This window comes from Companilactobacillus paralimentarius (genome assembly GCF_963227125.1).
In the GTDB taxonomy this organism is placed as follows: Bacteria; Bacillota; Bacilli; order Lactobacillales; family Lactobacillaceae; genus Companilactobacillus; species Companilactobacillus paralimentarius.
Window position 1 is genome coordinate 2,130,852 of record NZ_OY724131.1, and the last position, 26,736, is coordinate 2,157,587.

Annotated in this window: 18 protein-coding genes and 5 tRNA genes; 1 reads left to right on the plus strand and 22 read right to left on the minus strand. The window is 37.4% G+C overall.

Translation table 11 applies throughout. The features are described from left to right. Positions 1-26: 26 nt before the first annotated feature. Genes fusA through rpsL form a run of 3 tightly spaced genes read right to left on the minus strand, consistent with a single transcriptional unit; the run spans position 27 to position 3,105 of the window. Complete coding sequence (fusA, locus tag ACI6PB_RS10570) at positions 27-2,126, minus strand: elongation factor G (protein ID WP_025084406.1); 2,100 nt, start codon at positions 2,124-2,126, stop codon at positions 27-29. Positions 2,127-2,173: 47 nt separating this feature from the next. Next, positions 2,174-2,641, minus strand: coding sequence for a 30S ribosomal protein S7 (gene rpsG / locus ACI6PB_RS10575; RefSeq protein ID WP_010018510.1), 468 nt, complete (start codon positions 2,639-2,641; stop codon positions 2,174-2,176). Between the two features lie 50 nt (positions 2,642-2,691). After that, positions 2,692-3,105 carry a 30S ribosomal protein S12 gene (rpsL, locus tag ACI6PB_RS10580; RefSeq protein WP_025084405.1) on the minus strand — a complete coding sequence of 138 codons (414 nt, stop codon included), beginning with the start codon at positions 3,103-3,105 and terminating at the stop codon, positions 2,692-2,694. A gap of 229 nt (positions 3,106-3,334) precedes the next feature. Here rpsL and ACI6PB_RS10585 point away from each other — a divergent pair, with 229 nt between their 5' ends. Further along, positions 3,335-3,997, plus strand: coding sequence for a prepilin peptidase (locus ACI6PB_RS10585; RefSeq protein WP_404327399.1), 663 nt, complete (start codon positions 3,335-3,337; stop codon positions 3,995-3,997). Here ACI6PB_RS10585 and ACI6PB_RS10590 read toward each other — a convergent pair. From ACI6PB_RS10590 to ACI6PB_RS10680, 19 genes are all read right to left on the minus strand, one after another. Further along, the gene (locus ACI6PB_RS10590) at positions 3,987-4,805 is read right to left on the minus strand and encodes an alpha/beta hydrolase (protein WP_051564080.1); all 819 of its coding nucleotides are present in this window, start codon (positions 4,803-4,805) and stop codon (positions 3,987-3,989) included. The genes ACI6PB_RS10585 and ACI6PB_RS10590 overlap by 11 nt on opposite strands. An 83-nt stretch (positions 4,806-4,888) precedes the next feature. Further along, entirely contained in the window at positions 4,889-8,554 is a 3,666-nt protein-coding gene (rpoC, locus tag ACI6PB_RS10595; protein WP_404327400.1) for a DNA-directed RNA polymerase subunit beta', read from the minus strand. A 24-nt stretch (positions 8,555-8,578) separates the two neighbouring features. After that, positions 8,579-12,184 (minus strand): DNA-directed RNA polymerase subunit beta, encoded by a 3,606-nt coding sequence (locus ACI6PB_RS10600; protein WP_056955947.1) that lies wholly within the window; start codon positions 12,182-12,184, stop codon positions 8,579-8,581. A 250-nt stretch (positions 12,185-12,434) separates the two neighbouring features. After that, positions 12,435-14,921 (minus strand): ATP-dependent Clp protease ATP-binding subunit, encoded by a 2,487-nt coding sequence (locus ACI6PB_RS10605; protein WP_404327401.1) that lies wholly within the window; start codon positions 14,919-14,921, stop codon positions 12,435-12,437. A gap of 243 nt (positions 14,922-15,164) precedes the next feature. Further along, positions 15,165-15,238: transfer RNA gene (locus tag ACI6PB_RS10610), tRNA-Pro, on the minus strand. An 11-nt stretch (positions 15,239-15,249) separates the two neighbouring features. Further along, positions 15,250-15,321 (minus strand) — tRNA-Gly (locus ACI6PB_RS10615). Positions 15,322-15,331: 10 nt separating this feature from the next. After that, positions 15,332-15,404: transfer RNA gene (locus ACI6PB_RS10620), tRNA-Thr, on the minus strand. Positions 15,405-15,468: 64 nt separating this feature from the next. After that, positions 15,469-15,551 (minus strand) — tRNA-Leu (locus tag ACI6PB_RS10625). Between the two features lie 37 nt (positions 15,552-15,588). Then, a tRNA-Val gene (locus tag ACI6PB_RS10630) sits at positions 15,589-15,661 on the minus strand. Positions 15,662-16,198: 537 nt separating this feature from the next. Further along, positions 16,199-17,683 (minus strand): lysine--tRNA ligase, encoded by a 1,485-nt coding sequence (lysS, locus tag ACI6PB_RS10635; protein WP_034543778.1) that lies wholly within the window; start codon positions 17,681-17,683, stop codon positions 16,199-16,201. 75 nt (positions 17,684-17,758) lie between these two features. Then, positions 17,759-18,763, minus strand: a complete 1,005-nt coding sequence (gene dusB, locus ACI6PB_RS10640) for a tRNA dihydrouridine synthase DusB (protein WP_025084401.1) — start codon at positions 18,761-18,763, stop codon at positions 17,759-17,761. Between the two features lie 70 nt (positions 18,764-18,833). Then, positions 18,834-19,715 (minus strand): Hsp33 family molecular chaperone HslO, encoded by an 882-nt coding sequence (hslO, locus tag ACI6PB_RS10645; RefSeq protein ID WP_025084400.1) that lies wholly within the window; start codon positions 19,713-19,715, stop codon positions 18,834-18,836. 44 nt (positions 19,716-19,759) lie between these two features. Beyond that, a complete protein-coding gene (ftsH, locus tag ACI6PB_RS10650; protein ID WP_056955945.1) occupies positions 19,760-21,979 on the minus strand; it encodes an ATP-dependent zinc metalloprotease FtsH in 2,220 nt (739 codons plus the stop codon). 83 nt (positions 21,980-22,062) lie between these two features. Beyond that, on the minus strand, positions 22,063-22,608 hold the full coding sequence (hpt, locus tag ACI6PB_RS10655) for a hypoxanthine phosphoribosyltransferase (protein ID WP_025084399.1): 546 nt from the start codon (positions 22,606-22,608) through the stop codon (positions 22,063-22,065). A 9-nt stretch (positions 22,609-22,617) separates the two neighbouring features. After that, positions 22,618-23,937, minus strand: a complete 1,320-nt coding sequence (gene tilS, locus ACI6PB_RS10660; RefSeq protein ID WP_025084398.1) for a tRNA lysidine(34) synthetase TilS — start codon at positions 23,935-23,937, stop codon at positions 22,618-22,620. A 58-nt stretch (positions 23,938-23,995) separates the two neighbouring features. Further along, positions 23,996-24,412, minus strand: coding sequence for a S1 domain-containing RNA-binding protein (locus tag ACI6PB_RS10665; protein WP_025084397.1), 417 nt, complete (start codon positions 24,410-24,412; stop codon positions 23,996-23,998). Between the two features lie 23 nt (positions 24,413-24,435). Then, positions 24,436-24,831, minus strand: coding sequence for a septum formation initiator family protein (locus ACI6PB_RS10670; protein ID WP_025084396.1), 396 nt, complete (start codon positions 24,829-24,831; stop codon positions 24,436-24,438). Positions 24,832-24,928: 97 nt separating this feature from the next. After that, the gene (locus tag ACI6PB_RS10675) at positions 24,929-25,168 is read right to left on the minus strand and encodes an RNA-binding S4 domain-containing protein (protein WP_025084395.1); all 240 of its coding nucleotides are present in this window, start codon (positions 25,166-25,168) and stop codon (positions 24,929-24,931) included. Then, a complete protein-coding gene (locus ACI6PB_RS10680; protein WP_081784474.1) occupies positions 25,165-26,736 on the minus strand; it encodes a polysaccharide biosynthesis protein in 1,572 nt (523 codons plus the stop codon). Before ACI6PB_RS10680 ends, ACI6PB_RS10675 begins: the two co-directional genes overlap by 4 nt.

Genomic DNA, 26,736 nt, shown 5'->3' on the forward strand with positions numbered 1-26,736 from the left:
GTGTTTTTATTTTTATTCACTAATTATTAGTCAGCGTCAGGGTTTCCGCCATTCTTCTTGATAATATCAGCTTGAATAGACTTAGGAACCTTTTCGTAGTGATCCATTGTCATTGTAAATGTACCACGACCTTGTGTTGCTGAACGAAGTGTTGTAGCGTAACCAAACATTTCTGCAAGTGGAACAAAGGCATTGATAAGTTGTGCATTACCACGTGCTTCCATTCCTTCAACGCGTCCACGACGAGCAGTAACTTGTCCCATAACATCACCTAAGTATGATTCTGGTGTAACAATTTCAACCTTCATAATAGGTTCAAGAATTACAGCACCAGCAGTCTTAGATGCATTACGTAGAGCCATTGAAGCGGCAATCTTGAAGGCAGCTTCTGATGAATCGACTTCGTGGTATGAACCATCATACAACTTAGCTTTAACATCAATCAATGGATAACCGGCAAGAACACCGTTCTCCATAGCTTCTTTCAATCCTTGTTCTACTGAAGGGATGTATTCACGAGGAACAACACCACCGACGATAGCATCTTCGAATTCGAAGCCTTTACCTTCTTCATTAGGTGTGAATTCAACCCAAACATCACCATATTGACCTTTACCACCAGATTGACGAACGAACTTACCTTGAGCACTTGTTTGTTGTGTAAATGTTTCACGGTAAGCAACTTGAGGTTCACCAACCTTACATGCAACGTTAAATTCACGTTTCATACGGTCAACCATGATATCCAAGTGTAATTCACCCATTCCGGCGATCAATGTTTCACCAGTTTCAGGGTTTGTTTCAGCTTGGAATGTAGGATCTTCTTCAGATAGTTTTTGGATAGCAATATCCATCTTATCTCTATCTTCCTTTGAGTTAGGTTCGATAGAAACTTGGATAACTGGATCTGGAATATCCAATGATTCAAGAATCAATGGATCTGAAGGATCAGTTAGAGAATCACCAGTTGTAGTATTCTTCAAACCGATAACAGCAGCGATATCACCTGAGAATACTTCTGGGATTTCTTTACGGTGGTTAGAATGCATTTGTAGCAAACGACCAACACGTTCACGTTTGTCTTTTGTTGAGTTCAAGACATAAGAACCAGATTCTAGAGAACCTCTGTATACACGAATGTATGTCAAACGACCAACGAATGGGTCAGTAGCAATCTTAAATGCTAAACCAGCAAATGGTTTGCTGTCATCAGCCATAAGTTCAACTTCTGAATCATCCTTAGGATTTGTAGCCTTGTAAGGACGTACATCAAGTGGTGATGGTAGATAGTCAACAACGGCATCCATCAACATTTGAACACCCTTGTTCTTGAAGGCAGAACCTGCAAGAACTGGGAAGTACTTCAAGTTGATTGTTGCTTTACGGATAGCTGAGCGAAGTTCATCATTACTGATTTCTTCACCTTCAAGATACTTCTCCATAATGTCATCATCAACATCAGCAACTGATTCAACTAATTCAGCACGTCTCTTTTCAGCTTCAGCACGATATTCTTCAGGAACATCAACTGTATCCCATTTTGTACCTAATTCATCTTCGTCATAAAGGTCGGCTTTCATTTCGATCAAGTCGATAACACCTTCGAATTTGTCTTCGGCACCAATAGGCATTTGAATAGCATGTGCGTTAGCATCTAGTCTTTCATGCAATGTTTCTACAGAGTAGTCAAAGTTAGCACCGATTTTATCCATCTTGTTAACAAAAACAATTCTTGGAACACCATATGTTGAGGCTTGACGCCAAACATTTTCTGTTTGTGGTTCAACACCAGATTGAGCATCAAGAACTGTAATAGCACCATCTAGAACACGGAGTGAACGTTCAACTTCGATTGTGAAGTCAACGTGTCCTGGAGTATCAATAATATTGATACGATTGTTCTTCCATTCAGCAGTTGTAGCAGCTGATGTGATAGTAATACCACGTTCTTGTTCTTGAGCCATCCAGTCCATTTGTGAAGCACCATCATGTGTTTCACCAATTTTATGGATCTTACCAGTATAGTACAAGATACGTTCAGTAGTTGTAGTTTTACCAGCATCGATGTGGGCCATGATACCAATGTTACGGGTATCTTCTAGTGGAAATTCACGTTTATTAGCCATGAATAATTGTTTCTCCTCTCAAATTAACTAGTTTATGTAACTAGATCCTACCAGCGATAGTGAGCGAATGCACGGTTAGCATCGGCCATCTTATGTGTATCTTCACGTTTCTTAACAGCAGCACCAGTATTGTTTGCTGCATCCATGATTTCATTTGCTAGACGTTCGTCCATTGTGTGTTCACCACGTAGACGAGCATAGCTTGTGATCCAACGAAGTCCAAGAGTTGTACGACGATCTGGACGAACTTCGATAGGAATTTGATAGTTAGAACCACCGATACGGCGAGCCTTAACTTCAAGTACAGGCATAACATTGTTCATTGCTTCTTCAAACACGTCCAATGGTTCGTTACCTGTCTTATCTTTAATAATATCGAATGCACGATATAAAATTGTTGAAGCAGTACCTCTTTTACCATCATACATCAAGTGGTTAATCAAACGAGTTACTAGCTTTGAGTTGTACATTGGATCTGGCAAAACATCACGTTTTGGAGCTCTACCTTTACGCATAAAAAATTCCTCCGTTATTACATTATTTCATTAAGAATGATTATTTATTGTTATTTCTTAGGCTTCTTAGCACCATATTTTGAACGGCTTTGCATACGTCCATCAACACCGGCTGTATCTAAGGCACCACGAACAACGTGATAACGAACACCAGGTAGATCCTTTACACGTCCACCACGGACAAGGACAACACTATGCTCTTGTAGGTTGTGGCCAATACCAGGGATATATGCTGTTACTTCAATAAGGTTTGATAATCTAACACGGGCATACTTACGTAAAGCTGAGTTAGGTTTCTTAGGTGTCATTGTTCCGACACGAGTTGCAACACCACGTTTTTGTGGAGCTGGGTTCTTTGTAGCAACTTTCTTCATACTATTGTAGCCAAAGTTCAATGCAGGAGCATCTGATTTAGATACTGTTGACTTACGGCCTTTGCGAACTAATTGATTAATTGTAGGCATTCAAAGTTCCTCCTAAAAATTTAAGTACACACATCCAGGTGGTTCATAATTTTGTAAAATAATAAACCACGTTAGTGGCGTACGTTCTGAGCTTATATTTAAATAAACAAACTAATATTGCTGCCAATAAAAGCACGTCTACTAGAATACCATCTATAAAAAGCCATGTCAACGTAATCTCCTAAAAGTTATCCATAATTTTCCCGTAATTTAAAACGAGGTGATTAAAATGGAACTTTTTTTTCAAGTAACTGTCTTTATCTTAGGAGCTTGCATTATCTCCTTTCTAAAAGTAATTGCACAAGATTATCCAAACATCAACTATACCAGACGTTCCAGGTGCGATTACTGTCATAGAATTTTACAGTGGTATGAAATCATTCCTATAATAGGCTATCTCATAGTTCATGGTAAATGCTCTAGCTGTAAAAATCAAATTGATTTTTTTAACCCACTTCAAGAATTCAGTGGTGGTATTTTTCTTCTCTTAACAGTACATTTTGGCACTCTAAATTATCTACCATTGTTTCTAATGCTAATTATTCTAGGATTCAGTGATGCCTTTTATGGATATATCTATCCCATCTTCTATTTACTAGCTTTACCAACTGTCATTTGGCATTTTTCTATAATTCATTTTCTAACAGCTATTATTATCTACTTAGCTTTATTACTTTTAAACAACCATGCCTTAATTGGTTTGGGTGACATAGAGGTTCTAGCACTATTAGCTCTAATTTTTGATCTAAGCAACGTTTTAAAAATAACTATTCTTGCTTGCCTATTATGTATTATCCAATTTCTTTTCAATAAAAAAAGATCATATAGATTTGTTCCCTATCTCACCATTTCAACAGGCATAATCTATCTGATCTTTATAATTAAAATTTAGGTAAAATTTTTTGAAGTTTCATCCAGTTCACACACAATTCCCACCATTTGGCATCGTAAACATTGTAATCTCCACCATCTGGATGCTTTGTCACATATGTTGAAAGTGATAAACCGTGTCCACCTGAACCAAAGAGATGCATTTCATAAGGAATCCCTAGGAGATCCATCTTTTGTGCATAAATAATTGAATTCATAACTGGAACTGTATCATCAGTCACTGTTTGCCAAATAAATGTTGGTTTACCATGTTTAGTTAGATGTTCTTGGGCTTGCCAGTAATAGATATCTGAGCTGATCTTCATTGACCACTCTTCATCCTTAGGCCAACCAAGAGTCATATCGATAACCGAGTAACCTAAAATATTAGCAGCTGGTTCTACTTCTAAGTCGTCTGTAAAAATCTTTTTACGCTCATCTGGATTTAACATAATTGAATTAAAGTTAGCTACTACATGTCCACCAGCAGAAAAACCAACCAATAAAACTTTGCTCAAATCAATATGGTGACTCTCACTTTGTGTCTTCAACCAATTCAAGGTCGTCGCCATCTCTTGTAATGCCAAAGGATAAACAGCTTTACCATCCTCAATCAATTGGTAATGTAAAACTAAAGCGTGTATTCCTGCCGCATTAAATTTCATAGCAATTGGTTGTGCTTCACGATCAGAATGAAATTTAAACGCACCACCTGGACAAATAATTGCTAATGGTTGATCGACCGGTTCGTCAAAATCGGAAATAGGGTCTAACCAATAGGTATCTAAAGTAAACTTGCTATCTTCATAAGATAATTCCTGTTTTTGCAAAATACATACCCTCCCAAAATTTCTATCAATAATATCATTATACAAAAAAAGACGACCTTACCGGCCGTCTTTTTCATTTATTACTATTTTTCTGATTTAGCTGCATCTTCAGCTTTCATTTGAGCTTCGATGTCAGAAATTGTGTAGGCACCATTCAAAGAGTTATCTGCCATAGGGCCAGTCTTCTTTGGTTCCATATGGTTGTACTTAGCCATACCAGTACCGGCAGGAATAAGTTTACCAATAATAACATTTTCCTTAAGTCCAAGAAGTGGATCATTCTTACCACGAATTGATGCATCAGTAAGAACTCTTGTTGTTTCCTGGAAGGAAGCGGCTGACAAGAAACTGTTTGTTTCAAGAGAAGCCTTAGTAATACCAAGAAGTACTGGACGTCCAGTAGCTGGAATACCACCATTGAACAATGTTTCACGGTTATGGTCAGTAAATTGAGAAATATCCATCAATTGACCAGGCAATACATCTGTATCACCAGGATCAAGGATACGGATCTTTCTAAGCATTTGTCTAACCATAACCTCAAAGTGCTTATCAGAGATATCAACACCCTGCATACGGTAAACTTTTTGAACTTCAGCAAGTAAGTAGTTTTCTGTATGTAGAACGTTTGTAACTTTGATCAATTCCTTAGGATCAATTGAACCTTGTGTTAACTTACCACCACGTTTAACGTGATCACCTTCGGCAACCGCAACACTTGATGTATAAGGAACACTATATGTTCTAGTATCAATATCACCTTGAACAGTAATTTCCTTAGTGTGTTCTGCTGGGTTTTCATCAATGGCTGTAATTGTACCATCAACTTCTGAAATAACGGCAAGACCTTTAGGATTTCTAGCTTCAACAATTTCTTGAACACGAGGAAGTCCTTGAGTAATATCGTCACCACCAGCAACACCACCGGTATGGAAGTTACGCATAGTTAATTGTGTACCTGGTTCACCGATTGATTGAGCAGCAACAGTACCAACTGCTTCACCAATTTCAACTTCTTCACCAGTAGCAAGGTTACGACCGTAACACTTCTTACATACACCATGTTTTGTATCACATGTGAATGCTGAACGAATTGTAACGTGTGTAACACCAGCATCAACGACCCTTTGAGCCATTGTTTCATCCATCATGACACCACGAGGTACGATAACTTCGCCTGTCTTAGGATCTTTAACTGTCTTTTGTGTATAACGACCAACAAGTCTGTCATACAATGGTTCGATCATATCTGTACCTTCCATAATTGAACTTACAACAAGTCCACGGTCAGTACCACAATCTTCTTCACGAACAATAACATCTTGAGCAACATCAACCAAACGACGTGTTAAGTAACCTGAGTTAGCAGTCTTCAAGGCTGTATCGGTCATACCTTTACGAGCACCATGGGTTGACATGAACATTTCCATGACTGATAGTCCTTCACGGAAGTTAGAAATAACAGGGATTTCCATCATACCACCATTAGGGGCGGCCATAAGTCCACGCATACCAGCTAGCTGTGTAAAGTTTGAAATGTTACCACGGGCACCGGAATCAGACATCATTGAGATAGGGTTTGTAGGATCAAATGAATCGATCAACAATTGTTGAATTTCATCCTTTGTATCGTTCCAAACACTAATAACACGATCATGTCGTTCGTTGTCAGTAATAAGACCACGACGGAATTGCTTAGAAATTGAAGCAACTTGTTTGTGAGCTTTTTCAACGATTTCAGGCTTTTGAGTTAGATTAGGAACATCTGTAACACCAACTGTTAATCCAGATAATGTACAAATTGTGTAACCTAATTCTTTCATATCATCAAGAAGTGATGATGTTCTTTGAACACGATATACTTTAAAGATTTGAGCAATGATATCTGATAGATAACCACTCTTAAGTGGATCTACTAGATCCATTTCATCAAGACGTTGATGAATATCTTCACCCTTGCCTAAGAAGTACTTGTCAGGAACACCGTTCTTCAAATTGTCATCAGTTGGTTCATTCAAGTATGGGAAATCTTCTGGAAGAATTTCGTTAAAGATTACTTTACCAACACTAGTAATCATAACTTTATCTCTTTGATCATCCTTGAATGGTTTGTTAGGCATTGAATCAACAGCAATACCAATTCTTGTATGGTAATGAACATCACCATTTAGCAAGGCTGTTTGAACTTCGTTAGAATCCTTGAAGATCTTACCTTCACCAGTCATATGTCTTGTTTCAATTGTTAGATAGTAGTTACCTAAAACAACATCCTGTGAAGGTGTAACAATAGGCTTACCATCTTTAGGAGCAAGAATATGATGGGCAGCAAGCATCAACATACGTGCTTCAGCTTGAGCTTCATCTGATAGTGGCACATGGATAGCCATCTGATCACCATCAAAATCGGCATTGTAAGCTTCACAAGCTAGTGGATGCAAACGAATTGACTTACCATCAACCAATACAGGTTCAAAAGCTTGAATACCAAGTCTATGAAGTGTAGGGGCACGGTTAAGTAATACTGGACGTTCTTTGATAACGTCTTCTAGTACATCCCAAATGTCATCATCTTGGCGATCAATCTTTCTTCTAGCATTCTTGACGTTAGAAGCAATTTCACGCTTAACAAGTTCATGCATAACAAATGGTTTGAACAATTCCAAAGCCATTTCACGAGGCAATCCACATTGATAGAACTTCAATGTAGGTCCAACATCGATAACTGAACGGCCTGAGTAGTCAACACGTTTACCAAGTAAGTTTTGACGGAAACGTCCTTGCTTACCCTTAAGCATATGTGATAGTGACTTCAATGGACGGTTACCAGGTCCTGTAACAGGACGGCCACGACGACCATTATCGATCAAGGCATCAACAGCTTCTTGCAACATACGTTTTTCATTTTGAACAATGATGTTAGGAGCATGTAGATCTAACAATCTCTTCAAACGGTTGTTACGGTTGATAACACGACGGTATAAATCGTTCAAGTCAGAAGTGGCGAAACGGCCACCTTCTAGTTGAACCATAGGACGAAGATCAGGTGGGATAACAGGAATTGCTTCCATTACCATCCATTCAGGTTTGTTACCTGATTTTTGGAAGGCACTTAAAATATCCAAACGTCTGATAGCACGTGTACGTTTTTGACCTTGAGCAGTCTTCAATGTTTCACGCAACTCTTTAACTTCAGAATCCATATCAACTTGTCTTAGAAGATCACGGATACCTTCAGCACCCATTTCAGCGACGAATTTATTACCAAATTCTTCACGCTTCTTACGATATTCTGTTTCAGTCAATAATTGTTTCTTTTCTAGATCTGTTTCACCGGGATCAATAACTACATATGATGCAAAGTAGATTACTTCTTCCAAGTTTCTTGGACTCATGTCCAATACGAGTCCCATACGTGATGGGATACCCTTAAAGTACCAAATATGTGATACAGGAGCTGCTAGTTCAATATGAGCCATACGTTCACGACGAACTTTTGAACGAGTAACTTCAACACCACAGCGGTCACAAACAATACCCTTATAGCGGATACGTTTGTACTTACCACAGGCACATTCCCAGTCTTTAGTTGGTCCAAAGATTCTTTCATCGAATAGACCATCTTTTTCTGGTTTTAAAGTACGGTAGTTAATAGTTTCTGGTTTCTTAACTTCTCCATAAGACCAACTACGAATCTTATCAGGAGATGCTAAACCAATTTGCATACTATCGAATTTATTAACGTCTATCAAAAGGTAACCTCCCTACAGTTTTAACTAGTTTTCTGACTTTGTACTAGTTTCAGTTGAATCCTTTGATGCTTCAAGCTTTTTAGCTTCTTCTTCAGCACGTTTTTGTTCTTGTTGTTTAGCGAATTTAGATAAGGCATCAACACTAACTGTGTCTTCGTCATCATCCATATCTCTAAGTTCAATTTCTTTCTTATGTGCGTCTAGAACTTTCATGTCCAATCCAAGAGCTTGTAGTTCTTTGACAAGAACACGGAATGATTCAGGAACACCAGGTTTAGGAATACTTTCACCCTTAACGATAGCTTCATAAGTCTTTACACGACCAACAATATCATCTGATTTGTATGTCAAGATTTCTTGAAGTGTATATGCGGCACCATAAGCTTCAAGGGCCCAAACTTCCATTTCACCAAATCTCTGACCACCAAATTGTGCTTTACCACCAAGTGGTTGTTGAGTAACTAGTGAGTATGGCCCGATTGAACGAGCATGAAGTTTATCATCAACCATGTGAGCTAGTTTCAAGTAGTACATGACACCAACTGATACACGGTTCTTGAATGGTTCACCAGTACGTCCATCATAAAGAATTGACTTACCATCTGTATCCATATCAGCTTCTTTAACAATGTCCCAAAGTTCATCATTACTTACACCATCAAAAACAGGTGTTGAAACGTGGATACCAAGTTTTCTAGCAGCCATACCTAAATGAAGATCAAGAACTTGTCCGATATTCATACGTGATGGAACACCCATTGGGTTCAATAAGATATCTACTGGAGTACCATCTGGCATGTAAGGCATGTCTTCTTCTGGTACAACAATTGAAACAGTACCTTTGTTACCATGACGACCAGACATCTTATCACCAACTTGAATCTTACGCTTTTGAGCAATGTAAACACGAACTAACATGTTAACACCAGGATCAAGTTCGTCTCCGGCTTCACGAGTGAAGACTTTGACATCTTGGATAATTCCGCCACCACCATGTGGTACACGAAGTGAAGTATCACGGACTTCACGAGCCTTTTCACCAAAGATAGCATGTAGCAATCTTTCTTCGGCTGATAATTCTGTAACACCCTTAGGTGTAACTTTACCAACTAAGATATCGCCATCACGAACTTCAGCACCAACACGGATAATACCGAATTCGTCAAGATCCTTAAGTGAATCTTCACCAACGTTAGGAATTTCACGTGTGATTTCTTCAGGTCCAAGCTTTGTATCACGTGCTTCTGATTCATACTCTTCAATATGAATTGAAGTATATGCATCTTCACGTACTAGTTTTTCTGAAAGTACGATAGCATCTTCGTAGTTATACATATTCCATGTCATAAAGGCAATAAGTGGGTTTTGACCAAGGGCTAATTCACCATTTTCCATAGCAGGACCATCGGCAATGATATCACCCTTCTTGATCTTTTCATCCTTGTGGACAATAGGTCTTTGGTTGTAACTCTTACCATTATTTGAACGACGGAATTTAGTTACCTTATAAGTATCTGTTGTGCCGTCTTCGTCACGTTTGATAGTAACTTTCTTAGCATCAACATATTCAACAACACCATCATGATCGGCTAATAGAGCAGCACCAGAATCATGAGCAGCAATATATTCCATACCAGTACCAACAAGTGGTGCATGTGGATTGATCAAAGGAACAGCTTGACGTTGCATATTGGCACCCATCAAGGCACGGTTCGAATCATCATTTTCCAAGAAAGGAATACATGCAGTAGCTACAGAAACTACTTGCTTAGGAGAAACGTCCATATAATCGACTTTCTCTGGAGTAGTTTCAATGTTGTCATCTTTGTGACGAGCCAAGATTGTGTTGTCAGTAAATGAACCATCATCTTCCAATGGTGTATTAGCTTGAGCAACAACGTAGTTATCTTCTTCGTCAGCAGTTAAGTAATCGATCTTATCAGTTACTTTGTGAGTATCCCATGAAACACGACGATATGGTGTTTCAATGAAACCATATTTATTAATAATAGCGTATGAAGCCAAGTTATTAATAAGTCCGATATTAGGACCTTCTGGTGTTTCGATAGGACACATACGACCATAGTGAGTATAGTGAACATCACGAACTTCATATCCGGCACGATCACGAGTTAAACCACCAGGTCCAAGGGCTGATAGGCGACGCTTATGTTCTAGTTCTCCAAGTGGATTAGTTTGGTCCATGAATTGTGACAATTGTGATGAACCAAAGAATTCCTTAATTGAAGCAACAACTGGTCTGATATTAATCAATTGTTGAGGTGTAACAGTAGCTGAATCTTGAATTGACATTCTTTCACGTACAACACGCTCCATACGTGATAGACCAATACGGAATTGGTTTTGTAGCAATTCACCAACTGAACGAATACGACGGTTACCCAAGTGATCAATATCATCTGTTGTACCGATGTTTTCCTTCAAGTTTAGGAAGTAGTTAATACCGGCTAAAATATCAGCTGGTGTAATTGTACGGTTTTCTTCTGGAATATGACCGTTACCAATAATATTAACAACTTTTTCATTATCAGCTTCTGAATAAACTTTAATGATTTGAACAGTAATTGGGTCTGTTAGAACACCTTCATCAGAAGGAGTCAATGTAACTGTCTTGAAATCATCTCTTTCAAGATATGGACTCAACTTGTTCATAGCATCGCGGTCAATTAAAGTATCCTTAGCTAAAACAACCTCACCTGTATCAGGATCAGCTAATGTTTCAGCCAAAGTCTTGTTCAAAAGTCTTGTCTTAAGATTTAACTTCTTATTGATCTTATAACGACCAACAGGAGCTAAGTCATATCTACGTGGGTCAAAGAATCTAGCATATAGTAATGAACGAGAACTATCTGCAGTCTTTGGTTCACCAGGACGGAGTCTTTCATAAATATCTTTCAAGGCTTCTTCAACACGTGAATCACTTGTATCTTTATGAACATCTTTTTCAAGTGTTAGATTTAAAGTATCGTTTTCACCAAAAATATCAAGAATTTCTGAATCACTACCAAAGCCAAGTGCTCTAACTAGTTCAGAAATAGGTAATTTTCTAGTTCTATCAATTCTTACATAGCCAAGACCTTTAGCATCTGTTTCAAATTCCAACCATGCACCACGGTTAGGAATAACAGTTGTACCATAGTTCTCACGACCATTTTTATCTGTGTCTTGATTATAGTAAATACCAGGTGAACGTACTAATTGAGAAACAATAACACGTTCAGCACCGTTGATGATGAAAGTTCCTTCATCAGTCATGATTGGGAAATCACCAAAGAAAACATCTTGTGTCTTGATTTCGCCAGTTTCATGATTAGTCAATTTCAATGTTACATGTAATGGTGCTGAGAAGTTAGCGTCATGTGCTCTAGCTTCTTCAACAGTATATTTTGGTTCTAGTAACTTGTAACCGACGTATTCCAAAGAAAGGTTTCCAGCAAAGTCATCAATTGGCATAATATCGTCAAACATATCTTTTAGTCCTTCATCTAAGAACCATTTATAAGAGTTTGTTTGGATGTCAATCAAATTTGGCAGTGGAAGTACTTCCTTGATCTTTGCATAACTACGACGAACACGGTGTGCACCATAATTAACGTTATGATAAGTCAAATTTTTCACCTCAACATATATTTTGTTCAAATCCAGACCTCAAATATTACAATTTGATTACAATTTACCTGAAAACGGTTTTAAAACCTGTTTTAAGGCAAAAAAAAACCAAAAATAGAAACGAAAATCTATTTTTGTGTTTTTTTATTTAGCATAACCACGGACAATAGATCGCGGCCTGCAATTTGAACTATGAATCTCAAAGAGAAATAATACACTTATACACTATTTTTGTCAATAGTCAAGTCGATTATTTTTGATTGGAGACTGTTTCCTTACTATTAGGATTATCAACCGTTACCGTTAACTTGCCCTTTTTAGAACCAACTTTAATTGAATCGCCAGCTTTAACGTTACCCATAAGTAATTGTTCACTGACCGGATCTTCAATTTCTCTTTGAATAGTTCTTCTCATTGGACGAGCACCATATTCAGGATTATAGCCATCTTTTACTAAATCGCTATAAGCTGTTGGTGTGATAACCAATTTGATCTCTCTTTCAGCAAGACGTTTTCTCAAGTTATTACTCATGATCTTAGCAATATCCTTGAGTTGTTCTTTATCAAGAGCTTTAAAGACAATTGTTTCATCAATACGGTTCAAGAATTCAGGACGGAAGAAGCGTTTCAATTCTGTATTGATACGTTCTTGCATTTCCTTAAAGTCATCGTGAACATCTTTAGCACCAAAGCCGACTGACTTGTCATCTTCCAATGATCTAGCTCCAAGGTTAGAAGTCATAATAATAATAGTATTTCGGAAATCAACTTTACGACCCTTAGCATCAGTTAAGATACCATCATCAAGAACTTGCAATAAGATATTGAAGACATCTGGATGAGCCTTTTCAACTTCATCAAGTAGAACAACTGAATAAGGTTCATTTCTTACCTTCTCTGTCAATTGACCACCATCATCAAAGCCGACATATCCAGGAGCTGAACCAATCAACTTAGATGTACTATATTGTTCCATATATTCTGACATATCTACACGAATTAGATTATCTTCAGAACCAAACATTACTTCAGCGATTGATTTAGCCAATTCAGTCTTACCGACACCGGTAGGTCCTAAGAACATAAATGAACCAATTGGACGATTAGGGTCCTTCATACCACTTCTAGCACGACGAATTGCACGTGAAACAGCATTAATGGCATCATTTTGACCAATAACACGTTTATGAAGCTCTTTTTCAAGATTAAGTAACTTTTCACTCTCTTTACGAGTAATTTGCTTAACCGGAACTCCAGTCCACTCAGCAATGATCTCCGCAATATCATCCGCTGTTACAACAGGTTTCTTTTGTGCTGACTTCTTATCATTTAGCTTAGCAATTTCAGCTTGGACAGTTTGTTCTTGTTCACGAATCTTAGCAGCTTTTTCAAAGTCTTGATCCAAAATAGCGTTGTTCTTGTCATCCATCAACTTCAAAGCTTGATTAGTTAACTCTTCAAGTTTGTTATTTTTAGACACATTATGAATTCTAACTTTAGCTGAAGCTTCATCCATCAAATCGATAGCCTTATCTGGCAAGAAACGGTTAGTTAAGTAACGTGTAGAAAGACGAACCGCTGCTTCAACGGCTTCATCAGAAATTGTTAAGCCGTGATGTTGTTCATATCTTGGGCGAAGTCCTGTCAAAATCTTAACAGAATCTTCGGCACTAGGTTCTTCAACATAGACTTTGGCAAAACGACGCTCCAAAGCTGTATCCTTTTCAATGTACTTTTGATACTCATTAGATGTTGTTGCACCAATCAATTGCAACTCACCACGAGCTAAGGCAGGTTTCAAAATATTAGATGCATCAATTGCACCTTCAGCACCACCAGCTCCGATTAATGTGTGCAATTCATCAATAAAGAGAATGACGTGTTTATCTTCATAAATTTCTTTGATAATTTTCTTTAAACGATCTTCAAACTCACCACGATATTTAGTACCAGCTACTAATGAACCCATATCTAACATCATGATACGTTTGTTTTGCATATCTAATGGAACTTCTTTTTTTATAATAGCAATAGCTAAACCTTCAGCAATTGCAGTTTTACCAACACCGGGCTCACCGACTAGAACAGGATTGTTCTTAGTACGACGACTCAAGATTTGAATAGTTCGGTCAACTTCTTTTTTACGACCAATAACAGGGTCAATTTGATTATCACGAGCTAATTTTGTCAAATCACGAGCTAAGGAATCCAACGTTGGAGTTCCACCTTGCGATTGTTGATTTTTTTGTTTATTTAAATTTGCAGCAAAACCACGACGTGCAGCCTTGTTTGACATACCCATTTTGCTTAATAGCAAAGACTTAGTCTTAGCTAAGCTCAATCCCAAATTAACCAAAATACGGTTAGCCAAGTTATCGGCGTCATCAAGAATTGCCAATAAAATATGTTCTGTACCAATACGGTTAGCTTTATATAAGTTGGAATCTTCTTCCGCATTGCTTAAAATCATTTGTCCTTTAGGAGAGTATGGTAAATAAATTCCTTTAGCAGTATTAGATGAGACATCCCCATAACCTGTCAGATGTTCAATCTCCTCTTCAACATCTCGATCACTTACAGCTAGATCTCTCAAAGTAATACCGGCAATACCATCATTTTCCATTACTAACCCAAGTAGAATATGTTCTGTACCAACAGCATTATGATGAAATGTCTTGGCTTGTTCTTGAGCTAAAACTAGTGCATTCTTGGCGCTTTCGGTAAATACTTTGTCCATTAATGTTACCTCTACTTTTTAAGTGTCTGTTTAGAAAGTATAATTATGTTTCAAAAAAAAGCAATTATTTCATCTTGCAAAATATAAAAAAGTTAATGATTCTTCAGATTTTGCCTCCAATAGAATCCTAACACATTCACGAGATTTATAATTGATTCCTGACTTCAAAAAAATCTTTAGAGAACGAAAAAAGGTAATCAATTCATTTTCAGAATTAATTACCCTTTTAAACTTATCATGGAATCGGGAAAACAAGATTCGAACTTGCGGCCTTCACGCCCCGAACGTGACGCTCTACCAAGCTGAGCTATTTCCCGAAACCTCTCTAAGCGGAAGACGGGATTCGAACCCGCGACCCCCACCATGGCAAGGTGATGTTCTACCACTGAACTACTTCCGCATTATGACTATGCCGACTAGAGGATTCGAACCTCCGACCCCCTGTTTACAAGACAGATGCTCTGCCAACTGAGCTAAGTCGGCATTATGCCAAACGACATCTAACATAATACACAATAACCGATCCTTTTGCAAGGCCAATTATTAATACGGGTGAAAGGACTTGAACCTTCATGTCCACTGGACACTAGAACCTAAATCTAGCGCGTCTGCCAATTCCGCCACACCCGCAAAAAACTAAATGATTTCCACTAAGCACTTTGCTTAATGGAGGATACAGGGTTCGAACCTGTGACCTCCTGCTTGTAAGGCAGATGCTCTCCCAGCTGAGCTAATCCTCCATAGTGTTTCTCGTTCGAAACAACTATATTATTATACCTATTGACCACAAAAATTGTCAACGAAAACTTTTAAAAAAAATTATTAGGCTTATCAAATCGTTTAATTACGCGACAGTTTGAAAATTTATCCTTGATATAACCCAATATATCCGTGTTTAATTTCAGCTTTTTTCAGCCGTTCATGATCGGTATATTCAAATTCAACTTTTTTCTGTCAAATGAGATAGTTCCCTTTTATTCAGTGGACGACTAGAAACTAATATTTTAATAAGTAGCAGAATCTCGTCTTCTTTAAAACATATTTCTTACTTATGTTTATTTTATATATCGGAGATGTCAAAATATGTCGTTTCTTTATAAACAATAATATCAATAAAAAATACCAATGTGGCAACCCCTTTCGAAGTTGTTACACTGGTATTTTTAATTAATAGATATTCTAATTCTTCTATGTTTAATAGTAGAACCGAGCTACGCGGGCCAATTTCTTCCAATACTTAGGCAAATTCTCAGAAATTCCCAGACCTGCTTTGCTCTCTATTCTTCGCTATTGTCTTCTGGTCTCATTGTTGGGAACAAGATAACATCACGAATTGATGGTGCATCTGTTAGCAACATTACTAGTCTATCGATACCGATTCCTAGCCCACCTGTTGGTGGCATACCATATTCCATAGCTTCAACGAAGTCGTTATCAATATGTTCGGCTTCATCATTACCCTTTTCACGTTCGGCAGCTTGTGCTTCAAAACGTTCTTTTTGATCAATAGGATCATTTAGTTCAGTAAAGGCATTACCGAATTCATGACCTAAGATGTAAACTTCGAAACGGTCTGTGAAGTTAGGATTTTCTTTGCTCTTCTTAGCAAGTGGTGAAACTTCCAAAGGATATTCGTAAACGAATGTAGGTTCCTTTAAAGTGTCTTCAACGAATTCTTCAAAGAATTCAGCAATGATATGACCAACGCCCCAGAAGTCTTCGTACTTAACACCTTTTTCATCAGCTAATTTACGAGCTTGTTCAAGATCCATATCTTGGCTGAAATCAATTCCTGTTTGTTCTTTGATTGCATCAACCATCTTGATACGCTTGAATGGTTTGCTCAAATCGATTTCTTCACCTTGATAAGTAACTTGTTGTGTACCATTAGCTTTTTGAGCAGCATGTCTAAAGAGTCCTTCGACTTCTTTCATGACATCTGTCATATCCCAATATGCAGCATATGTTTCTAGTGAAGTATATTCAGGGTTGTGTTGTGTATCCAAACCTTCATTACGGAAAGCACGTCCGATTTCATAAACTCGTTCGAAGCCACCAACAATTAATCTCTTAAGTGGCAATTCAAGAGCAATACGGAGATACATTTGCATATCCAAAGCATTGTGATGTGTGATGAATGGTCTAGCACTAGCACCACCGGCTTGTGTATTTAGGACAGGAGTTTCAACTGACATGAAGCCTTCACCATCTAAGTATTCACGAACAGCTGAAATAATCTTAGTGCGTTTCTTGAAACGTTCAAAACTATCTTGGTTAGCAATTAGATCCAAATATCTTTGACGATAAATTTGTTCAACATTTGTCAAACCATGGAACTTATCAGGTAATGGACGTAATGACTTAGATAACATTGTTACGTGAGTAGCTTTAACAGTCAATTCACCCATGTCCGTTTTCATGATTTCACCATGAATACCTAAATGATCACCAATATCGGCACGTTTGAAGATATGGTAGTTCTCTTCACCAACGACATCTTTACGAACATAAATTTGAATTCTGCCACTTCTATCACGGATATCAGCAAAACCAACTTTACCTTTACCACGTTTTGACATCATACGACCGGCAATAACAACTGGTAAGTCCTGTTCTTCAAGAACTTCCTTATCTTCATCACCATACTTGTCATGAATCTCTTGAGCCAATGCAGTTCTTTCAAATCTTGAACCGAATGGATCAACACCTTCATCATAAAGTTCTTGTAGTTTTTCACGTCTGACCCTTAGTTGATCATTCATGACTCTAGTCTTTTTTATTTCTTCTTTCGTTGGTTGCTTTTTCTTATTTTCGTTACTCAAAATTTTTCCCCCTGTCTACGAAATTCTTGAAGATCTCGCTTCTCTCTTCTCGTAACTTTCAACAAATTGATCTAATGTATCGAACACTTCCTGCATGGAATCTTCTTCCACTACTTTAGCACGTGTTCTTACTGCATGGGGAATCCCCTTTAGATAATATGCTGCCTGTTGACGAAATTCTGGAACACCAACATGCTCACCTTTTAAGTCTACCAGACGTTGGAGTTGAAGTTTAGCTATATTAATTTTTTCTGGAACGCTTGGTTCTGGCAATAATTCTCCAGTTTCTAGATAATGGTTCATCGCATTTAATCTCCATAAATTACCAAGTACGGCTCGACCTACCATGGCAGCATCCGCACCCACTTCTTCGATCATTGTCTTAGCATCTTGAGGAGTCTTGATATCACCATTACCCATAAATGGAATGGAAACACTTTGTGCCACTTCATGTAAGATATCCCAATTGGCATGTCCCATGTACATCTGGGATTTTGTACGACCATGCATAGCAATTGCGGAAGCTCCGCCCTCTTGTGCTGCTAGAGCATTTTCAACTGCTAAAATATGATCGTCATCCCAACCAGTTCTCATCTTCACCGTTAGAGGTTTACTGATAGCTGAACTAACAGCCTTCACAGCCTCATAAAGATGATCTGGATCTCTTAACCAACAAGAACCTGCACCTGTCTTGGTAACCTTTTTAACTGGGCACCCCATGTTGATATCGATAATATCAGCACTAGTATTATCGTCAACAAATTTAGCTGCTTGAACTAATGAATCAACACTACCACCGAAAATCTGAATACTGACAGGATGTTCTTTAGGATCAACGAACATCATACCCAGTGTCTTTTCATTTCGATATTTAATGCCTTGATCACTGATCATTTCACAAACAGTTAGACCGGCTCCAAATTCCCTTGCTGTAACTCGAAAAGCTGAATTGGTTATTCCAGCCATTGGAGCAACCACAATTTGGTTAGGAATCGTTACATTGCCTATTTTCCATTCCATACTTTTTACCTCAAATTATTAACTACAACTTGCAATAATAACAAATTTTCTATTCATATGGCAAACATGATTAATCTTTAGTCGCAATAATTTTCTTCAATTCGGCTTCGCTAAATTGATACTTATTACCGCAGAATTTGCAGACTGCCTCAGCACCGTGATCTTCATCAACCATAGCTTGTAGATTGGCAGTAGATAAAGTAGCTAGTGATTTAGAGAAACGTTCTTTAGAACAGTCACATTGGAATTGAACAGGCATTTCATCCAAGACCTTCATCTCAACACCATTCATAATTTTATCTAAGATTTCATTATTACTTAGGCCTTCATTGAGCAAAGTTGATAAATTAGGAACAACCTTCAAATTTGCTTCAATTTTAGAAATATCTGTGTCAGTAGCTCCTGGCAGAGTTTGAACTAAGAAACCACCTGCAGCACCAACTTTTTCATTGGGTTCCACAAATACTGAAACACCAATAGCTGAAGGAATTTGTTCTGATTTAGCCATATAATAAGCAAAATCCATACCGATTTCACCAGAAACCAATGGCACTTCACCAGTGAATGGCTTCTTCATATGTAGATCTTTGGTAATACTCAAAGTTCCTTTATTACCGACTGCAGCTTGAACATCAATATGACCATCTTCACGAGCCTTTAGACTTACGTGTGGATTAGTAATATAACCTTTGGTATTTCCCTGAGCATCAGCATCAACCACAATGGCTCCAACTGGGCCACCGCCTTGAATTCTAGTTGTTAGAACTTCATCTTCTTTAAGAGTTGAAGTAGCGACTAAAATAGAACCAATCATTGTTCTACCCAATGCAGCACTGGAATTTCTCCAAGTGTCATGTCTTTTTTGTGCTTCCTGAATAGTTTGGGTGGCGTTAACAACATAAACCCTAAACTTTCCGTCTTTAGAAACTGATTTAGTTAAAGTATCAGTCATAATTTCCTCCGTTCAAAAAAGCGACTCATACGAGTCGCTCTTTTTTATTGATTATCATTATTGTTATTATCTTTGTCACTATTGGCAGTAGAATCTGTTGAATCATTATCATTATCAGACTTAGTTTCAGTAGATGATGGTGTAGTTCCAGTAGAATTATTCGTATCATCTGACTTAGTTTCGTCTTTTTCTGAAGGATAAACAGCTTCATCAATATTGTCATCTGACTTATCTGTTTCAGTAGTTGAACCCTCAGTTTTTTGCTTTTCAGCATCCTTAGCTTCAACAGCCTTTTTTGATTCTTCAAAGGTAGCAGCACTTTCACTTGGGAATTCTTGGTTAGCATCATTAGCAGGCATTTTACCTGTGTTATACAAGCTCAAGATTTCCTTTTCATCAAGTGTTTCATACTTCAATAGAGCTTCGGCAATAATCTTATGTTGTTCACGATGTGTTTCAAGAATTTCTCTAGCACGTTCGTGATCTTCATCAATAATACGTTTAACTTCTTGATCAATTGCTTTAGCAGTATCTTCTGAATAAGAAGGTAATTGACGATAATTACCACCACTAAATGGTTGACCATTCTTTTCAAGTTGAACCGTACCTAAACGATCTGTCATACCGTATTCAGTAACCATTGTACGAGCAATTTGTGTTGCTTGTTCAAAGTCATTTGAAGCACCTGATGAAGGTTGACCGACAATGATTTCTTCGGCAGTACGTCCACCAAGTAAACCAGTAATTTGTTCGTTTAATTCCTTCTTAGTAGCAAGGTTTTGATCATCCTTAGGTAACATGATAGCGTAACCGCCGGCACGTCCACGAGGAACGATAGTAACCTTTCTAACAACACGAGAATCACTCAAAACCAAACCAATCAAAGCATGTCCTGCTTCATGGTAGGCCACAGTGTGACGTTCTTGTTCAGGAACAACATGATTTCTCTTAGCTGGACCAGCAATAACACGATCTTCAGCTTCATCAAGATCACTTGGATCAATCTTTTGCTTGCCACGACGAGCAGCAACTAAGGCAGCTTCGTTAAGTAAGTTTTCTAGATCAGCACCAGCAAAACCTGGTGTTTGTTGTGCAATAGCTTTCAAATCAACATCATCTGTAAATGGTTTATTTCTAGCATGAACTTTAAGAATGGCCTCACGACCCTTAACATCAGGGCGACCAACCAAAATCTTACGGTCAAAACGACCGGGACGTAACAACGCTGGATCAAGGACATCGGAACGGTTAGTAGCGGCCATAACGATAACACCTTCATTACCAGTAAATCCATCCATCTCAATCAATAATTGATTAAGTGTTTGTTCACGTTCGTCGTTACCGCCACCGGTACCTGAACCACGTTGACGACCAACGGCATCAATTTCATCAATAAAGATAATTGATGGGGCATCTTTTTTAGCATTCTCGAACAAATCACGAACACGTGAAGCACCGACACCAACAAACATTTCAACGAAATCTGAACCAGAAATTGAATAGAAAGGAACTTTAGCTTCACCAGCAACAGCCTTAGCTAGTAAAGTTTTACCAGTCCCGGGAGGACCCTCTAGCAAAACACCTGCCGGTATTCTGGCACCCAAAGAAACAAACTTCCTTGGATCTTTTAAGAATTCAACAACTTCAACAAGTTCTTGTTTTTCTTCTTCAGCACCAGCAACGTCAGAGAATCTAACTTTATTTTTCTTAGGATCCTCTGGTTTGACCTTGGATTTACCAAAGTTCATGACACGGTTTGCGCCACCACCTTGGCCTCCACGACCCATCATTGCAAAGATTACAAAGAAGAACAATGCAAATGGAACAACGACCGTCAATATCAAGGAGATCCATTGACCGGATTGTGACTTAGGAGCAGCAGTAGTCTTAACTCCCTTCGCCATAGCGGCGTTATTAATTCTCTTTAACGTATCATTGTTAGGCAAAACAGTTGAACTAAATGAAGTTACTTCACTAGAACCACTAGATTGAGCACGACTGAATAGTGACACGGAACGTGTTGTATTAGCCTTTTGAGCTTTCTTGTATTCACCAGTTACTTGATAAGCTCCTCCGATAGGCTCTAGTTTGAAACTCTTCACTTTGCCTTGCTTCAATTGTGTGATGAATTGGTCTTGGCTTAGTGTTTTAGATTGATCTGAGGATTGACCACCAGCAAACCAACTTGCTGCCAGAACCAAAACAACAAAGAGCAAGATGTAAAACAGGCTATTATTGATTAACCTATTTCGATTATTTTTCATACATTTCCTCCTAAATTACTTAGACGTTACATATTGTAACATTGGTGAACAGTAACACAATAATAATTGTAACTCTATCTTAATTATTTTGTACTATATACCTCTGGTTTTAATACACCAACATAAGGTAAATTACGATAATGTTCATCATAATCCATTCCATAACCAACTACAAACTCATCAGGAATCTCTACTCCGATATAATCAACCTTAACATGCTTGATTCTACGAGCCGGTTTATCCAAGAATGAAACCAATTTAATTGATTTAGCATGACGTGATTCAAATAGTTCTACTAAACGATCTAATGTGTATCCAGTATCGATAATATCCTCAACTATTACCACATCGCGATCACGTACAGATGTATCTAAATCTTTAATGATACGAACATCCCCAGTTGTAACGGTATTTTCACCACCATAACTAGAAACATCCATAAAGTCGTATTCCATTTTAAAATCTAAACTCTTAACGAGGTCCATCATGAACATAGCGGCTCCACGTAAAATACAAACAAACAAAGGATTCTTTCCTTGATATTCTTTCGTTAACTGTTTACCCAAACGTTGAATAGTTTCATTAATCTCTTCTTCCGAGACTAATACCTCTTTAATATCTGAATTCATGTTTTTACCTCAATCAAGTTTTATTTTGTAATGCTTATTGCCTTTTTTTAAATAATCACTCATATTATAAATTTTTTCAACCCATACTATCTGATTATCAAATAATAAAATTAAATAATTATCACGTTCATATTCAGGTATCTTTTCATTTATAAATCTCTTACTCAACTTTTGATGTTGACCATTTGACAAGAGTAATTTATCGCCATCTCTGCGAGTCCGTAAGCTTATTTCATGCGGAGTATTCTCCACGGTTAGTGTAAAATCTTGCTCGTTTTCTAAAAGGCTGAATTTTCTATGATTAATTACCTGAGTTTGACCTATCTCAATAGAAGCTACTTGTAAATTCTGATCTTGTACTCGTTGGATCAAGAAATGATCATAGCTTTTAATAAACCGCCATGAATCTGCCAAATCAATTGAAGCATTGGCATGATCACCCAAAATAATTTCAATGATCTGTTCAATTTGACGATTACTAATTGAAATGCCCAAACTATTTTTGGTAAAAAAACTACCCCAAAACAGTGTCTGTTGTTCCGAATTTAAAATTTTGACCGGTTCTATCAACCCCGTTATTTTTTCAGGTGTCCTCACTAACTTCATTGAATCTTCAATTCGAGCGAACTCCCTTTGAGCTAAATCCAGCAATGCCATAATTTGTTGTTCAAAGAAAGCAAAATGTGCAAGTAATTGACCGTTCTCCTTTTGTAACTTTGGAAAAATATTATTACGCAAACGATTACGCATAGTTATATTATCAAAATTAGTTTCGTCTTGAACATGATGAATATCATGGATATCCGCAAAAACTGTGATATCTGATTTAGCAAATTTTAATAATGGTCGCACAATTTGACCACCGGCAAACGGACGTTGTTCCTTCAAACTAACAACTTCGTAGGCATTACCTGAACGGATCAATTTCATTAAAATATTTTCAGCCAAATCGTTGGCATGGTGTGCTGTCAGTAACGTATCAAAATCATTATCCTGCATAATTTTTTTGAAAAAGTCGTATCTAAAAGACCGAGCAGCTGCTTCCATTCCAATATCGTCTTGTGGCTTATTCAACCATTTAGTCGTAAAAAATTGATATCCGTTATCTACACAAAAATTTTGAACAAATTCAACTTCTTTAGCACTTTCCGGACGTAGATCATGATCAACATTAACAACACCAAAAGATTCCTTAGGTAGAATCTCACCAATCACATTCAACAGAACCATTGAGTCAACACCACCAGAAACAGCTACTAAAATTCTTTTAGTGTGGTACTTCTTCAAAACACTCTTAACAGTATTTATTATTCTATTATCTAACTCCATTTTTTCTCCAAATCCCTGAAACTAAAAAGGTTGAGACAATGTCTCAACCTAATATTTATTAGCTGCGGCGGCCACCACGACCACCACGTTTTCCTTCTGTGTTCTTTTTAATAGTACTTAAACGTTCTTCACTTTCCTTCATAAAGCCTGACATCATATCATCAAAACTTTCAGGTTTATGTGGACGTGATTTATGTTCATTACGTTCATGAGAATGATGTGCATGATACTTTGCCTTAGGCTTGTCAGAAGCCTGTTTGATTGAAAGTGCAATCTTATGATCTTTTTCATTAAGAACTAAAACCCTTACGGTATCACCGACACTCAAAACATCGTGAATATCTTTAACGTAACCATCAGCAACTTCACTGATATGTACCATTCCGCTTTGTCCTTCTCCAAGGTCAACGAACGCCCCAAAGTTTGTAATTCCAGTAACTTTACCTTCTGTTTTAGTTCCTACTTCGACTGTCATCTAATTAAAAATAATTCCTTTCCCTATTTTTGAATCGTAGTGGTCTTAACATCACCAGGCAAATTATAAATTTGTTCACCCGGTTTACTGTACATATATTTTTCCCGAATATATTTTTCCAAATAATTCGTATCATGAAGTTGTGCAACTTCAAGTTTCAAATCGCTTTGGATCGCTTTTTGCTTACTTAACTTCGTCTTACTAACTTCAATTTGTCCCATTGTATTGGCATAAGTCCGATGTGCGTTAAAAATTTGAACACCAAATACAACCAAAATAATTGCAAAAACAATACCAATCACTGCCATACGCCGACGATGTACCTTTTTGGCATAATTATGAGGGCCTGGCTTTGGAGGCATTTGCGACTGTTTAGGTTTCAATACAGAAACATTGGAATTTAATTTATGTACTTCCATACCACTACTCCCCTAGAAATGATTATCTTGAGTATAACAAGTTTAAGCAATTATTTGAACAATAAAATTGCCAATTTTAATCTAATTCTAATTTTTACTAAATCTCTTCGTACATATCTTCTGATTCATTCTTTTTGGTAGTTTCCTTAATATTAAGGACCTTTACCTTCATTGTTTTTTCACCAAAATGCAATTCGATCACATCACCAATTGATACATCACTAGACGATTTGGCTACACGACCGTTAATACTTGCACGACCATTATCAGTGAATTCCTTTGCTACAGTTCTTCTCTTAATAATTCTGGTAACTTTTAAATACTTGTCTAATCTCATTTTTTATCCTCTATTTTCATAAATCTTATAATATATTTTCCCATGGGTAAGATTTCCCATTCTTCCTTAGTCAATATATGCCAACGCTTGGTTAACTTTAAGTACACAAATGCGCCGATTGGTATCGTTATAACGTTCAACAAAATACTTTTTGATCTAGTCATAACTAAGCCAGATGACAGGATCACAACTGCTAATTTAACAATGATTGCCATCACTAAACCTGCTTTAATTAAAGCCTTGATAAAGCCCTTATCAAGTGATAAGAAACTTCGATTGAAACCATATATAGTCATGATTCCAAATAAAATTACGCATTCGCTGAGTACAGTTGCTAAAGCAGCTCCAGCAATTCCAAATTTTGGCACAAGAATAATATTTAAGGCTACTTTGGCTATCAAAGACATTCCAAACAATACAAGTTTGTGCAGATTTTTTTCATCATCACCACTTGTTACCGCAATTAATAAATTAATAAAGGAAACAATAATAATTGAAAACATATAAATGCTCAAAGTTCTTGAACCATTGGTATTAGTAAACAGCATCGTGTTGATTTGTGGCATTAAAGCAATTAATCCTGCCGTTTCAGCACCCGATAACCATAAACAGACTCGTACCATTTTAGAAATGGTCTTTTTATTCTGTTCTAATCGATTAGTTTCTCTTAATTGTGGCATTATTGTTGAAACAAACGAAAGTGAAATCACAATACCCAACTGTAACAATGGTTGGCCTCGATCAAAAACTCCTTTTTGAATTTCAGCTTGATCTAACGAAATACCCGAATGCATCAATAATCGAATCATTGAAAAAGAATCGATAAATTGATAAAAAATGGTAATTCCAGTAAATACAACAATCAAGACGATCTCTAAAGCTAAACCATGCTCTAACTTAATTGTGCCATCATCTTGATCAGCCGCCAAAAAGTTATTCTTATTTCTTACAAAGGTAACAATTAAAAGCCCAACTGCTAGTAATCCACCAATAAAAGCACCAGCATTAGCCAATGTTCCCATACGATAAACGTCAATCACTCCGTGACCAAACAACAAGGCACTACCAATGATAATCACAATTCTTAAAAATTGTTCCGAAACTTGTGAGATAGCACTGGGTGTCATCAACAGATCACTCTGAAAATAACCTCTCAAACTGGTCTCAAAAGGTATCAATAAGAAAGTTAAAGAAACCGCTCGGACTTCTAAATAAAGTCTAGGATCGCCCATTAAAAAAGCTAAGTATCTGGAAGACATCCACAACAGAATTGTAACCACACAACTAGCAATTATTAAGAGCATAAAAGTTCTCTTTAATAAATTATTCTTAGCAGCATTGTTTTTTTGCTGTGCAAATGCCTTCGATAGCACGACTGGTAAGCCTGACAAAGCCAGTACAGAGAATATTCCATAAATTGGATAAACCTGTTGGTAGATGAAGTATCCCCGATCACCTACGATGTTTTGCAGTGGAATCCGATAAATTGCACTCAAAAGTTCTGAGAACAATGAAGCAATCGTTAATATCCAAGTCCCCTTAATCGCCCTCGACACTTCTTTTTGCAT